Below are 14,404 nucleotides of genomic sequence, written 5' to 3'. Positions count from 1 at the left end.
TAAATTCAGAAGCCTTTATAAACTAACCAGAAGATCGGTCAATGGATCGTTAAATATTTCTTAACTGATCGGCATTAAGCCTAGTGCTCGCTTTTTTGTTTTTTAAATAGAGTCATTACCAAGCTTACAGCTCTGACCAGTTTGCGAAAAAGCTCACTTTTTACTGAAAACCTATAGGCAGCAGTACGTGGCGGGCAAGTAGCACTTGTATATTAAACTTTACATGCAACAGCTATGTTACGTTCACGTAAACGTAAGTTGGTGTGGTTGTTCTATTTATAGTTTTTAAAACTTACAAATGACGGTTTTGTGAATTTTTTATCTATATAAAAGTTTTAATTAGGTTATTTAATTTAAGTTTGATGTTTTCATTGGTTTTATCTTTTGTGAGTATAGCGAACTCGAATATGAAGTGATAAAGTCTCGGCAATTTCCAGCGCGCATACCCTCTCACGGGTTAACTATTTCGGAGTATTTTAAGTGGCTGTGTTTAATCGAGTTGAATTTGATAACCACGAACAAGTGGTTTTTTGTTCTGATGAAGAGTCGGGTTTAAAAGCAATTATTGCTGTACATAACACTAAGCTAGGTCCTGCTGTTGGCGGATGTAGAATGTGGGATTATGCGAACGACGAAGATGCGGTTTATGACGTACTGCGCTTATCGAAGGGCATGACTTATAAAAATGCAGTAGCACGCTTACCATTTGGTGGCGGCAAATCTGTAATTATAGGTAATGCGAAAGAAATTAAATCGGAACAATTATTTCGTGCATTTGGTCGTCAATTAGAGCGATTAAATGGCAGCTATTACTCAGCCGAAGATGTAAATATTACCTGTGCTGATGTTGCACTTATGAATAAAGAAACTAATTACGTACTTGGCCTTGAAGGCAAAAGTGGTAATCCATCACCATTTACAGCATACGGTACTTTTTTAGGAATTAAAGCCGCGTTACAACATCAACGTGGTCATCAAAACTTTGCAGGTATAAAAGTAGCCGTTCAAGGTTTAGGTGCTGTTGCCTATGGTTTATGTAAACATTTAGCCGATGCTGGCGCTGAGTTGTTTGTAACAGATATTAACCAAGTAGCTATTGATCGCGTAGTTAATGAGTTTGGCGCAACTGCGGTTGGCATTGATGAAATTTACGACTTAGATGTTGATGTATATGCACCTTGTGCATTAGGTGCAACTGTTAACGATTTAACTATACCGCGTTTAAAGGCAACTATTATTGCGGGTTGTGCTAACAATCAGTTAGCTGAATCTCGCCACGGTGAAGTTATTCGTGAAAAAGGCATTTTATATGCTCCAGATTACGTAATTAACGCCGGTGGTATTATTAACGTTTATTACGAAACAGCACCAGAAGGTTACAGTAGCGATGCTTCAAATAAGCATGTTGAAGGTATTTTTAAAACGTTAACTGAAATCTTTGCTCGAAGCGAAAAAGAGCAAAAATCTACGCATTTAATTGCTGACGAATTAGCACAAGAGATCATTAAAAACGGTCTATAAATTTAAGCTAAAATGCAATAAAGGTGTGCAATTGCACACCTTTTGTTTATCTGTAAGTTAATGCAATTATTATTGAACAGCGGTACAATTTATTTTTAATTTTGTGCGGCAAATTATGACTTCTTCAACTTCTCTTATGCAGCCTATCGACTTCGATAATTGGCCTCGAAAGCAACATTTTGAATTATTTAAAAACTTCTCTCAGCCTTATTTTAATGTGTGTGTACGTTTAGATATTCAAACGCTATACGATTATTGTAAAACCAATCAAATTTCTTTTTTTCAAGCGTATGTGTATTGCACCTTAAAAGCTTGCTATGCATATGAGCCAATAATGCTACGTATAAATAATAGTAAGCCATGTTTACTTAATACTGTGCGTGCCAGTGTGGTTGAGCTTGCTGAAAACGATACGTTTATATTTAGTTATTTTAATTATAAAAACACGTTCAAAGAGTTTACTGCTCATGCAGAGCAGGTGGGTGAAAAAGCGAAGTCGCAACCGCTTTTTTCTGATGCGTTTGCCCAAACTGAAGGACAAGCAGATTTAATTCATATATCAGTTTTGCCATGGTTAAATTTTAGCGCATTTTCGCATGCATTTAGTGACGGTCAAAGTTTAGGGATCCCTAAACTTGTGTTTGGTCAGTATGATAAACATACAGGGACGATACCTTTAGCAATTGATGTGCATCATTCATTAATGGATGGATTGCACGTAGCAAAGTTTATAAACACGCTTCAAACTACATTTAATGACTTTTGTAACGATTTGTTAATGTAATAGAAGTAAGCCCTGTGGTAATATTTCCAGTTATTCAAAAGTTTATGTTTAGATGTAATTACGTTTAGTTACATTGGTGTCTAGTCTGTATCGCTAATTTATTAGTTAAAAAATAATTATAAAGGCTGTTTATGATGAAATGTTTAGGCATTTTATGTTCTTTGTTCGTCATATTTGTTTGTGAAGCACAAGAGCAAACGCGCTTACCGCTTAGCGATTACTTTTCTGAGACATGGAATACACGCTCAGGTTTACCTCATAATAGTATTAATAGCGTTGCTCAAACTCAAGATGGTTATTTGTGGATAGCGACTTGGGAAGGGCTAGCGCGCTTTAATGGTCAAGAATTTAAATTGTTTACTCGCTCCGAGATAAACAACCTTCCCGATTCTGGTTTACGTACACTTACACCTACAGATGATGGTGACTTATATATAGCCGGCTCAAGAGGGGGGATCAGCCTATATCATAACCGTCTTTGGGATACCCAATTTTCGGCAGCCGGTATGGTTAACCATTTATTTAAAAGTAAAGATAACGCTTTGTGGCTTGCACTTGAAAACGATGGCGTATTTTATCGTGCAGCGAATAGTAAAAAAGACATTTCGATAATAAAAAATGTGAGTGCTTATAGAATAATCGAAGATGCTAGTAATATTATATGGGCAGCAACAAGCGACGGTCTTTATAAAATTACAGATAAACACGCCACTTTAGTTACCCCTGAATATGGACTCCCTAATTCTCCTGTTTATAACTTACTTATTACGAGAGATGGACAGTTATTGATTGGCAGTGAAAAAGGAGCTTACATTTTAAATAATGAACACTTTGAGCCTGTTGACCCTCAACTAAGTACTGAATCTATTTCTAGTTTGTTGGAAGATGATCATGGTGATTTATGGTTTGGTACTATAAACAAAGGCGTATTTAGACTTAGCCCTGATGGCTTAGAGCAACTAGATTCTGAAAATGGGTTACCTGCTAACCGTATATTATCCATGCTACAAGACCGAGAAAATAGTATTTGGATAGGCACTAACGCAGGCTTGTTTAGGTTAAGAGAAGCCCCGTTTTCATATTGGACTAAAAAAAGAGGGTTAGCTGGAGATTACGTCCGAACCGTATTATCGCATTCAGATGGCAGCTTATGGATTGGAAGTAGCACTGGGCTTAATCGTCTTAATAAAAATAAGATAACCAGTTTTACTGATATAAATAAAAGCTCATCTTATTCAGTACTTAGTTTGCTTGAAGGCAAAAACGGTGAGGTTTTATTAGGAACTTACACCTCAGGCGTATTAAAAGTTGAGAACGGAGTTATTACGCCTTATTTAAATCGTGATAATGGTTTGGGCAGCAATGAAGTAAGAACGTTGCTCCTTGATTCAAAAAATCGTTTATGGATTGGTACTGCCTCTGGGCTTACTCGTGTAGAAGAAGATGGCACGTTAGTGCAATTTACTAATAAAGCAGAGCTGCCAAGTGGCTTTGTTATGGCATTGAGTGAGGATAATCAAGGCAATATATGGGTAGGAACAGGCATTGGTGTTGTTGTATTTGATATAATCACTGAGAAATTTACTATATTAAGTTTTCCTAAAAGTTTTGCTGCTGAGTATGCGTTTGGCTTTTATATAGATAAAGATTATATGTGGATGGCTACCGATCGAGGATTAGTACGCTACACATACACAACAGGCGAAATGGCTATATTAGGACGTGAGCAAGGCCTACCCGTAGATAAGTTATTTCAGGTAGTCGCTACCGAAAAATCTTTTTGGTTATCGAGTAATCGCGGCATTATTCAAATAGAAAAAAAACAGATTCAATACATTCTTAATACAGATGCAGAAAAAAAAGTGATTCCATTAGAGTATCAGCTTTATGATGAGGGTGATGGTATGCTCAGTGCTCAAGCTAATGGGGGCTCAACGCCCTCTGCTACAGCACATAATGATGGGACGCTTTGGTTTGCAACCGCAAAGGGCGTGAGCTCAGTTAAACCAGCTCGTTTACAGGCATCTACTCAAGTTTCGTTGCCCACTATTATTGAAAGCTTTTATGTTGATGGTAAACCAACCGCTTTACCATTAGATGGTGAATCGGTGTTATTGCCGCCGGGAGTATCTCGGTTATCTTTTCAGTATGCTGGGTTGAGTTTTATTATGCCTCAGCGATTAAACTTTCAGACTCGATTAGAGGGGTTTAATAACAAGTGGGTTAATCGACAACATAGTACTACAGCGGAATACACTAATTTACCGGCTGGTAGGTACACCTTTATGGTTCGTGCAGGTTATCCAAACGCAAAGTGGCAACAAAATCACAAAGTAATTAGTTTTGTTATTCAAGCACATTTTTGGCAAAAAATGAGTTTTAAATTATTTGTGTTTTTTATACTTACCTTAACCGTTTACGCTATTTATAAGTATCGTTTGTACCATTATAAACAGGTAGAAATAAAACTAATTAGCCGAGTTGAAAGCCAAACTCAAGACTTACAAAAGCAAGCTGATGCTTTTGCTTACCAAGCAACTCACGATCAATTAACCGATATGCCAAATAGGCGTGCATTTGATAGCTGGCTTGCTAAAAACTTTGCATCATTTAAAACTCAAAATAAACCACTCGCTATTGCAATAATGGATATTGATCACTTTAAACGTATTAATGATGGTTGGTCGCATATTGTTGGGGATAAAGTAATTTGTACGATAGCCCGAATTCTTAAAACAAATAGTGAAGGTGAGCAAGAAATTGCTCGTTGGGGCGGCGAAGAGTTTACACTGTTATTTCCGGGTAAAACGGCTTTTGAGGCACGCGTTATTTGCGAGCAACTTCGAGAAAATATCAGTAATAACGATTTTTCAACGGTAGCTCAAAACCTTAATGTAACGGTAAGTTTTGGTATTTCAGATTCAATTGGTATTAATGACTACGACCGATTACTATCGCGGGCAGATCAAGCACTATACAAAGCTAAAAATAGTGGTCGAAATCGCACTGAAATTATTTGATTGAAAAATGCCCTCTGCGGACATATTTATATAGAACACTTTGGCTTAGGATGCCCTCATGATAAATGGACTGTTAATTTTTATTTTAATTCTTTTCGTCGTTGTTTTTTGGCGCTGGCCATCAATTCAAACTCGACTATGGCGTAAAAAATATAGAGACTTTGCTTTAAATTCACAGCAAAAAGATATTTTATTACGCTGCATGCCTATTTATAAAAAAATGACAGATGCCGATAGAGAAAAGTTAGAGCGTCATATAACGTGGTTTTTAAATGAAAAACGCTTTGTTGGCTGTGATGGCTTAAAGCTTACACCGGCAATGAAATTGATTGTTGCTGCTGATGCGTGTGTACTGGTTTTAAATAAACCGTGGCCACTTTATAAAAATGTAAAAGAAATTTTATTATATCCAAGTGCTTATTACGCGCCGCAATCAACTCGCGATAGTGCAGGGCTTGTGAGTTACCATAATACAGTGCGGTTAGGCGAATCTTGGCCTGGCGGGACGCTTGTACTAAGTTGGCACGATGTGCTTGAAGGAAATCGCTTGCCTAGTGATGGGCATAATTTGGTTTTTCACGAATTTGCACATCAACTCGATCAAGAAACAGGTAAAACCACAGGCACACCACTTTTAAAAAGCTCAGCAGATTACAAAGAATGGGGGCGAGTATTTAGTCGTGCGTTTACGCAGTTAAAAAGCCATGTTGCCTATAGCATGCCGCATGTTATTCACAGTTATGGTGCAACTAATGAAGCGGAGTTTTTTGCTGTGCTCACCGAGACCTTTATTGAAAAACCAGCTGAACTTCGACGCTACGATCCTGAAATTTATAGTATGTTGGTTAATTACTATCAATTTGACCCTATTGTTTGGCATTAAACTTAATAAACTGCGCTTTATCATATAATGCTGGCAAGTCTCGCTTGTTTTTGTTGCAATCATGTAAAATAGTTTTACCTGCAACAATAACAAGCGAGAAACGCATGAAAAAAATGCTTCATACAGTATTGGCACTATCTGTGTCATTAGCAGTAGGGCAAGTGAATGCCACAGAAGAAGATGAACAAAAATGGCAAGTAGATTCACCTAAAGGGCAGTTTGTAGATGCTGCTATAAGTGTTGAGCAAGGCACTTGGATGAATATTGATATTAGCCCCGATGGTAAAACCGTTGTGTTTGACTTACTTGGCGATATTTACACCATGGCGATGAGTGGCGGTACAGCGACAAAACTTACATCCGATATTGCATGGCAAATGCAGCCCCGTTTTAGCCCAGATGGAAAACATATTGCGTTTACCTCAGATCAAGGTGGTGGCGATAACATTTGGATAATGGACTTAAAAGGTGAAAACCAAACAGCCGTTACCGACGAAACCTTTCGTTTATTAAATAGCCCTGCATGGAGCCCCGATGGTGATTATTTAGTTGCTCGTAAACACTTTACGGCTAGTCGTTCACTTGGTGCAGGTGAAGTATGGCTTTACCATAAAGCGGGTGGCAAAGGAGTACAACTTACTAAACGTGAGAACGATCAAAAAGATTTAGGTGAGCCTATGTTTTCGCCTGATGGTCGTTATGTATACTTTTCACATGATGCGACACCAGGTAAAACATTTCATTATTCAAAGGATTCTGTAGCAGGTATTTATAAAATTAAACGCTACGACCGTGAAACAGGTGAAATTGAAACCGTGATTGATGGTATGGGCGGCGCAATAAGACCAACACCGTCTCCTGATGGTAAAAAACTTGCTTATATAAAACGTGATGATTTTCAAACCAGCCTGTATTTATACGATTTAACTAGCGGTGAGCACACTAAGCTTTACGATAAGCTTGAGCGTGATATGCAAGAAACATGGGCTATTCACGGGGTTTATCCAACCATTGCATGGACACCAGATAATGAAGAACTGGTATTTTGGGCTGGTGGAACAATTCATAAGCTAGATGTTGAAGACAAATCTGTAAAAACCATTCCTTTTAAAGTACAAACTACTAAAAAAATCCAAAAAGCAGTCCGTTTTACACAAAACTTAGATACCGATGAGTTTGAAGTAAAAATGTTGCGTAATGTGCAAGTAAGCCCAGATGGAAAAACCGCAATTTTTGAAGCGCTTGGGCACATTTATAAGCGTGATTTAGAATCAGGAAAAATTAAGCGTTTAACAAAGCAAACTGATCATTATGAATTATTCCCGCAGTACTCCCGCGATGGTAAAAAAATAGTTTACACCACATGGGACGATAACAAACAAGGGTCAGTGAGAGTTGTGTCTGCACGCAGTGGTCGTGGCGATATAATTACTAAAGAGCCTGGCAAGTACGTAGAGCCAACGTTTAGTCCAGACGGTAAAACGGTTGTTTACCGAAAAGCGACAGGTGGCAGTATTTTAAACCCTAAATGGTCACTTAATCCGGGGGTTTATAGTGTAAGCGTTAAAGGCGGTAAAAGTGAGCTTATTTCAAAGAGTGGTTATCAACCACAATTTGGTGCAGCGAATGATCGTGTTTATATAATGAGCCCTTGGCCAAAGCCAACATTGAGTGTAGTGGAGCTTGAAAGTAAAAAAGTTCGTAAATTATATGAATCAGAACATGCTACTGAATTTAGAGTATCGCCAGATGGGCAGTACTTAGCTTTTGCTGAGCGCTTTAAAGTGTATGTAACGCCACTTGTTGAAAGCGGTAAAACAATTAATATTGGTCCTAAAGACAGCCAATTTCCTATAGAGCAGCTATCGGTACGTGCTGGTGAAAATATTAGTTGGAGCGCTAAAAGTAACAAACTTTACTGGACATTAGGTCCTGAACTTTATCATGCAAGCCTTGACGGTATGTTTGCTATTAACAGCGCAGACGATAGCGATTTTAAAGTTAAGAGTGGCGAAAGCATTGGCTTTAGTAAAAAAATGGCTGAGCCAAAAGGTATGATTGCGCTTACTGGCGCAAAAATTATTACTATGGATGGCGAAAAAGTTATTGAAAATGGTGTAATTATAACTGATGGCAAGCATATTAAAGCAATCGGCGCAGCCAGTGATATAAGCATTCCTAAAGATGCAGAGGTTATTGATGTAACAGGTAAAACAATAATGCCTGGTATTGTTGATGCTCATGCACATGGCTCGCAAGCAAGTGATGAAATTATACCTGAGCAAAACTGGAAAAATTTTGCAGGTTTAGCATTGGGTGTAACTACAATTCACGATCCATCAAACGATACCTCAGAAATATTTACAGCAAGTGAAATGCAAAAAGCCGGCATGATTGTCGGACCACGTATTTTCTCAACAGGCACTATTTTATATGGAGCTAATATGCCAGGTTATACTTCGCATATTGACTCGTTAGATGATGCTAAATTTCACTTAGAGCGTCTAAAAAAAGTAGGTGCGTTTAGTGTTAAGTCGTATAACCAGCCTCGCCGTGAGCAGCGCCAACAAGTTATCGAAGCAGGTCGTGAGCTTGAAATGATGGTAGTACCAGAAGGCGGCTCATTATTACAACATAATCTAAGTATGATTGTTGATGGGCATACAGGTATTGAGCATTCAATCCCTGTAGAGCACATATACGACGATATAAAGCAGTTATGGTCGCAAAGTGATGTAGGTTACACACCTACGCTTGTAGTGGCTTATGGTGGCATTTGGGGTGAAAATTACTGGTACGATAAAACTGATGTATGGAATCATCCGCGTTTAAGTAAATTTGTGCCTAAAAACCAATTATTACCGCGTTCTATGCGCCGAGTTAAAGCGCCCGATCATCACTATAACCACTTTAATAACGCACGAGTTGCTGCTGAACTGCAAGATTTAGGTGTTCTGGTTAACTTAGGTGCACACGGTCAGCGTGAAGGATTAGGTGCACACTGGGAAATGTGGATGTTTGCACAAGGCGGTATGACATCACTTGAAGCTATACGTGCATCGACAATCGATCCGGCTAAGTATTTAGGGCTTGATAAAAACGTAGGATCACTTGAAGTTGGCAAGCTTGCTGATTTAATGGTTATTGATGGCGATCCACTTAAAAACATTCGTGATTCAGACAAAATCGATTACACCATGATCAATGGTCGATTATTCAATGCCGAAACAATGAATGAAGTAGGTAAAAAAGAACGCCAACGACTTTACTTCGAAAAGTTATAATTTATTTTTAATCTTTTTAAAAGCGGCTATTAGCCGCTTTTTTTAGCTTTGTATTATGTGTTTTAGCAAAGTAACGTTTGGAATAATAATAGGTTGAATATGCATTACACGCGCTTGGCATATTAACCCTTCTTTAAGAGTTAGTAAGGTGTGTGCAATTTCTAATGCTTTAGCTTTATTACTTTTAAGTTCAGGTGTAGCGAGTAAAGCGACTAAAATTATGTCTAATATAGTCTGTTTATGTTGTATACACTGCTTTGCTATAGGGTGTTCAGCGATTGGGTATTCAGCAGCGGTATTTATAAAAAAACAGCCATGAAAATTTCCAAGCTCAGGTACTTTGTTGGCAAACCATAGCTCTAACCCTGCAAATATTGAAGTGGCTATCTCTAAAGCATGAGGTTTATCACAGCGTTTTTTAAACCATTTATTAAAACGCTCATCTCTTTTAGTTAAACATGCACAAATTAACTCATCTTTGCTAATAAAATGATTATAGAGTGTTTTTTTAGCTACTTTAGATACCGTTAAAATTTCATTAATACCAACTGCGTGCAAGCCCTTGGCGTAAAACAAATTAAGTGCGGTATCTATAATATGTTCTTGTTTAGTCATTTACTCTCCTAGAAAACAAATATTGACATGAGTAGACCGAATTGTCTACCCTACATAGGTAGACAGCTCTGTCTACTTTTAGGGGGGAGGTTAAAGTGAATTCAATTAATATTAAATCAGCCTGTTTTGCCGGCATTTTTTCTGCATTAGTACTGGGCTTTTTAGCATGGTTAAGCAATGTTGGAGATTATGGGTTGTGGTTAATGGCACCATTTGGTGCAACGGCGGTACTTGTATTTGGTATTTCGGATAGTCCATTAGCACAGCCAAAAAATGTAATTGTTGGCCATTTGATTACAGCGTTTGTAGGAGTTGTATTTGTAACTTATATTGGCGATAGTAGCGTATCAATTGCATTGGCTGTTGGGATTGCAATTACACTGATGATGCTAACAAAAACAGTGCATCCAGCAGCGGGTGCTAATCCAATTTTAATTATTGTATCTGGACAGAGTTGGGATTTTTTGATCATGCCTGTATTAGTCGGTACGGTGTTTATTGTTATTTGTGGTTTTGCGGCAAAATGGCTTCTGACTTTTTCAATAAGTAACAAACATAAAAAAACCGCTTAACGCGGTTTTTTTAAAGTCACAGTGAGTTGATTAAACAACACCGCGCGGTAAGCGGCAGTCGTGATCTTTACGTGCTAATTCAACAATCCAAGACTCCTCAGCTGTGTAACCTTCTTTGTTTTCGGTAACAACAGTGAATGGCGCTTTTTTCTGTGTTTTAGCTGGTGCAGCTGCTTTAGTTTTTTTCGTTTTAGCCGTTTTACCAGAATTTAACTTTTTAGTTAATTCTGCTACGTCAGCTAGGCGTAAATTTTTACCGCCATCAATGCTATACCAGCCTGGTTTAGTTGTGATTTCAGGTTTTTTACCATTGGCAGTTTCGTACGCTGCTTCAAAGGCAGATAACACTTCTGTTTTGTCTAGTTTGCTCATCAGAGACCCTATACGTTGTTAACACAGATAAAGAAGCCGTATTTATACCTATTTTAGAATAGTTTTTCAATTTTTTGCGATTTTCCTTTCATTTTAATCATTAAAACGCCAAAATTTGTACAAAATTCAGTGTTAAGTAAGGTAAGTTGTATGCAACGTCGAGAATTTGACCAACTTCTAAATGGTATTTTAAAACCCCACACAATTAAAGATTTTTGCCCGAATGGCTTACAAGTTGAAGGCAAAAACGAGATAAAAAAAATAGTTACAGGTGTAACAGCAAGCCAAGCATTGATTGATGCTGCAATTGAGCAAAAAGCAGATGCTATTTTGGTTCATCATGGCTATTTTTGGAAAGGTGAAACGCAACAAATTACAGGAATGAAAAAACGTCGTATAGGTGCGCTATTAGCAAATGATATTAATTTATTTGGCTATCATCTACCGCTCGATGTTCATCCTGAAATTGGTAATAACGCACAACTTGCAAAGTTATTAGATATTGAAATTGAAGCAGGGCTTGAGCCTGTTGCGAATAGTGTGGCGATGAAAGGGCGTTTAAAAACCCCTTTAAGTGGAGAGGAGTTTGCGAACAAAATTGCAAAAGTACTTAATCGTATACCACTCACAAGTTTAGTGCGCTCAGCTAAAATTGAAACAATTGCATTATGCACAGGTGGCGGGCAAGGCTATATTGATCTTGCTGCAGAGCAAGGTATTGATGCGTATTTAACGGGTGAAGCATCGGAGCAAACAATTCATAGCTCTCGAGAGCAAAATATTGATTTTTTTGCAGCTGGACATCATGCAACTGAGCGTTATGGGATTAAAGCCTTGGGCGAGTTACTTGCCCAAGAACATGGCTTTGACGTGACATTTATAGATATAGATAACCCAGTTTAATACTAATTAGCAAAGGTATTTAATACCAATCGGCATGAGTACTTAAATAATTTAACGAATTAAATCTCTAGATAACACCGTTAAAAATTTTTATTTAGAACAACTGGATATAAAATTTTTTAACTTGTTATAGTGCAATTCTTTTATCGTTAAATAGAACCCATATTTAAGCAGATTGGTATAAACGGGTTAATTTATTCATGGATCTAGTATTTAAGTCTATTAAAGTAATTAAATTAATAAAAACTAAAGCGCTTCTGGGTCTATCCAGCGGCGTATGCTTATCCAAGCATTCCCTATTATTTCGTGGCTGTATTGTGTAACCACAAATAATGCATGAGCATTAGGGATAAATTGTTTATGCCACGGTAGAGCTGCAAAGTTATGATAATCGGTTGCTGCGGTTATTACTTCAACACCTTGAGCATTAAATAAGTCTTTGGCACGAGGCATATGCAGTACAGATGTAACTAATGCAACGTTATAGTCGACTAATTTTGGTGCCAATAATTTTGCTTCCTCAGCAGTATCAGTAGCGCTCGCATTTTGAGCGAGCCGATTTTTATTAACCCCTAACGTAATTGCTGTTTTATACATTAGTTCGCTATTAGTTATATTTTCGTGCCCTGCACCTGACACAATAAGTTGTGCATTAGGGTAATGCTTTGCAAGTTTTACCCCTTCAACTAAACGTGTGAGTGCACAATTACCAAGTTGGTTATTTGCGCTTAGGGACGGGTTTGGATTTATGTCGCATCCTAGTACCACTATTTTATCTATTTTAGGGTGCTTTAATGAGTTAAAAGCGAGTGAGGGGGACTCGTTATTTTTTAAAATTAAATTAGTAACAAAAGGAGTACTTAGTAAAAGTAAGATAAGTACACTTAAAGAAGATAAAAACAGTGCTGATTTTGAACCTTTAAATGCAAAGAAAAGCGCAATAAATGCGAGTAGACCAAATAGAGGGAGTGGCATTAATAAGCCGCCGAGTAATTTTTTAAAAACAAGCATAATGAGTAATATAAAAAGCTAAGTTAGTGTTTATATTACTCATAAGCTAAGTGTTTATCGACCGTTATTTAACTTACAGGTATTTAAAAAGTGGCGGTAAACAGGGTTATCTTTCATATCTTTTTTCATTGCCAAATACATTGGGCGTGTTAACCCAAGTGCTCCCAAAGGAATAGATTTAATTAAGCCTTGGCTTTCATAAGGTGTAACAAGCCAATCAGGTAATGCAGCAACTCCCATTCCAGCACTAACAAGCTGAAAAATAAGTAGCCCTTGATCAACTGTTTTTAACGTACCATCGAAGCGTGCATTTTGAATAAAGTGTTTAAAAATATCTTGGCGTTCACGTGGTATTGGATACGAAATAATAGTTTCGTTTTTTAAATCAAGCGCTGTTACATACGCTTTTTTAGCTAAATCGTGATCTGGAGCCACAATCAGTTTAAGTTTAAAGTCGAATAAATGCGCATATTCTAATTTATCTGGCTCACGTATATCAGATGTTAAAACTAAATCTAGTTCGTCATTTAACAAATCAGGAATAGCGTCGTAGCTAAAACCACGCTCGTAATCAATTTTTATGTCAGGCCAAAAGTTATTAAATTCTTTAATAGTAGGAAGTAACCAATGAAAACATGCATGGCACTCAACACTCAAGCGAAGTTGAGAGATTGGCTGATTTAAACTTTCTTTTAATCGGCACTTTGTTGCTTCTACTTTTGGTAATATTTCGTTAGCAAGCTCGAGTAATAACATTCCTTGTGGGGTAAATCGTACCGGCTGAGTTTTACGCTCAAATAGTTGGCAATCCAGTTTATTCTCTAGATCTTTGATTTGATGCGATAAAGCTGATTGCGTTAAAAACAGCTCTCGTGCTGTATTAACCAAAGATCCAGTTTCTTTTAGGGTAGCAATAGTTTTTAAGTGTTTAAGACCAATCATCTTTAAAAATTCTCATGGTAAAAGTGAGTTCAGCTCAGATTAACTACATACTACGCTTTTATAAAAAACGTTTCAACGTCTAGATGGCTAAAATTTAGGGTGTTTATCGTTATTTAGCACTTAAACATTAAGTTTATTAATTATGTAAATTACTTTTCGACTGATTTGATAAGTTGTAGGTGAGTTTACTTCATGTTAAATCTGAAAATATATTAATTGCGTGACGAAATGCATCTACATAAATTTTAGCCACCAAAACAGGTTGAAAGGTATAGGTAATAGCAAAGTTAGTGAAATAAAATTACTTAAGTTGAGCTCCAATTACTTAATACAAGAAAAGTTAATTAGGTTGGAAAGTCTAAGTATTATTCATAGGTTGGATCTTAAGGAATAAAACTTGAAAACATGCTCTGAATTTGATCTGATAGTAATCGCCAAACCACTATCTATCCCAAAAGCAGAGCATGAATAAATATAATACTGAGTTAAACAAAATA

At 37.2% G+C, this 14,404-nt stretch carries 11 protein-coding genes; 7 read left to right on the top strand and 4 right to left on the bottom strand.

What is annotated here, in order from left to right:
* Window positions 1-480: 480 nt before the first annotated feature.
* From I6F65_RS19875 to I6F65_RS19855, 5 genes are all read left to right on the top strand, one after another.
* Window positions 481-1,521 carry a Glu/Leu/Phe/Val dehydrogenase gene (locus tag I6F65_RS19875; RefSeq protein WP_024611554.1) on the top strand — a complete coding sequence of 347 codons (1,041 nt, stop codon included), beginning with the start codon at window positions 481-483 and terminating at the stop codon, window positions 1,519-1,521.
* Window positions 1,522-1,657: 136 nt separating this feature from the next.
* Entirely contained in the window at window positions 1,658-2,305 is a 648-nt protein-coding gene (locus tag I6F65_RS19870) for a chloramphenicol acetyltransferase (protein WP_024611553.1), read from the top strand.
* A gap of 131 nt (window positions 2,306-2,436) precedes the next feature.
* On the top strand, window positions 2,437-5,325 hold the full coding sequence (locus tag I6F65_RS19865) for a two-component regulator propeller domain-containing protein (protein ID WP_331461427.1): 2,889 nt from the start codon (window positions 2,437-2,439) through the stop codon (window positions 5,323-5,325).
* A 58-nt stretch (window positions 5,326-5,383) separates the two neighbouring features.
* Window positions 5,384-6,208, top strand: a complete 825-nt coding sequence (locus I6F65_RS19860) for a M90 family metallopeptidase (RefSeq protein WP_166111764.1) — start codon at window positions 5,384-5,386, stop codon at window positions 6,206-6,208.
* Between the two features lie 104 nt (window positions 6,209-6,312).
* On the top strand, window positions 6,313-9,492 hold the full coding sequence (locus tag I6F65_RS19855; protein WP_197114557.1) for an amidohydrolase family protein: 3,180 nt from the start codon (window positions 6,313-6,315) through the stop codon (window positions 9,490-9,492).
* A 42-nt stretch (window positions 9,493-9,534) separates the two neighbouring features.
* Here the strand turns inward: I6F65_RS19855 and I6F65_RS19850 are convergent, their stop codons facing one another.
* A complete protein-coding gene (locus tag I6F65_RS19850) occupies window positions 9,535-10,107 on the bottom strand; it encodes a TetR/AcrR family transcriptional regulator (RefSeq protein WP_024611882.1) in 573 nt (190 codons plus the stop codon).
* 95 nt (window positions 10,108-10,202) lie between these two features.
* On the opposite strand from I6F65_RS19850, the gene I6F65_RS19845 reads away from it, so the two are divergent.
* Window positions 10,203-10,679, top strand: coding sequence for an HPP family protein (locus I6F65_RS19845; RefSeq protein ID WP_024611883.1), 477 nt, complete (start codon window positions 10,203-10,205; stop codon window positions 10,677-10,679).
* 30 nt (window positions 10,680-10,709) lie between these two features.
* Here the strand turns inward: I6F65_RS19845 and I6F65_RS19840 are convergent, their stop codons facing one another.
* Window positions 10,710-11,051, bottom strand: a complete 342-nt coding sequence (locus I6F65_RS19840) for a hypothetical protein (protein WP_024611884.1) — start codon at window positions 11,049-11,051, stop codon at window positions 10,710-10,712.
* A 150-nt stretch (window positions 11,052-11,201) separates the two neighbouring features.
* On the opposite strand from I6F65_RS19840, the gene I6F65_RS19835 reads away from it, so the two are divergent.
* Complete coding sequence (locus I6F65_RS19835) at window positions 11,202-11,954, top strand: Nif3-like dinuclear metal center hexameric protein (RefSeq protein WP_166111758.1); 753 nt, start codon at window positions 11,202-11,204, stop codon at window positions 11,952-11,954.
* Between the two features lie 246 nt (window positions 11,955-12,200).
* Here I6F65_RS19835 and I6F65_RS19830 read toward each other — a convergent pair whose 3' ends face one another.
* Both I6F65_RS19830 and I6F65_RS19825 read right to left on the bottom strand, forming a co-directional pair.
* Window positions 12,201-12,965, bottom strand: coding sequence for a YdcF family protein (locus tag I6F65_RS19830; RefSeq protein ID WP_197114555.1), 765 nt, complete (start codon window positions 12,963-12,965; stop codon window positions 12,201-12,203).
* A 54-nt stretch (window positions 12,966-13,019) separates the two neighbouring features.
* A complete protein-coding gene (locus I6F65_RS19825; protein WP_024611887.1) occupies window positions 13,020-13,907 on the bottom strand; it encodes a LysR family transcriptional regulator in 888 nt (295 codons plus the stop codon).
* Window positions 13,908-14,404 lie beyond the last annotated feature (497 nt).

It is taken from the genome of Pseudoalteromonas sp. SWXJZ94C, assembly GCF_015864385.1.
Classification (GTDB): Bacteria; Pseudomonadota; Gammaproteobacteria; order Enterobacterales; family Alteromonadaceae; genus Pseudoalteromonas.
This window is presented reverse-complemented; position numbering and strand designations above follow the sequence as displayed.

Bases quoted from the DNA above. Each gene is read 5' to 3' on its own strand.
- I6F65_RS19840 (WP_024611884.1), bottom strand. From the start codon at position 11,051: ATGAGCAAACTAGACAAAACAGAAGTGTTATCTGCCTTTGAAGCAGCG.
- I6F65_RS19860 (WP_166111764.1), top strand. From the start codon at position 5,384: ATGATAAATGGACTGTTAATTTTTATTTTAATTCTTTTCGTCGTTGTT.
- I6F65_RS19835 (WP_166111758.1), top strand. From the start codon at position 11,202: ATGCAACGTCGAGAATTTGACCAACTTCTAAATGGTATTTTAAAACCC.
- I6F65_RS19865 (WP_331461427.1), top strand. From the start codon at position 2,437: ATGATGAAATGTTTAGGCATTTTATGTTCTTTGTTCGTCATATTTGTT.
- I6F65_RS19850 (WP_024611882.1), bottom strand. From the start codon at position 10,107: ATGACTAAACAAGAACATATTATAGATACCGCACTTAATTTGTTTTAC.
- I6F65_RS19830 (WP_197114555.1), bottom strand. From the start codon at position 12,965: ATGCTTGTTTTTAAAAAATTACTCGGCGGCTTATTAATGCCACTCCCT.
- I6F65_RS19870 (WP_024611553.1), top strand. From the start codon at position 1,658: ATGCAGCCTATCGACTTCGATAATTGGCCTCGAAAGCAACATTTTGAA.
- I6F65_RS19825 (WP_024611887.1), bottom strand. From the start codon at position 13,907: ATGATTGGTCTTAAACACTTAAAAACTATTGCTACCCTAAAAGAAACT.
- I6F65_RS19855 (WP_197114557.1), top strand. From the start codon at position 6,313: ATGAAAAAAATGCTTCATACAGTATTGGCACTATCTGTGTCATTAGCA.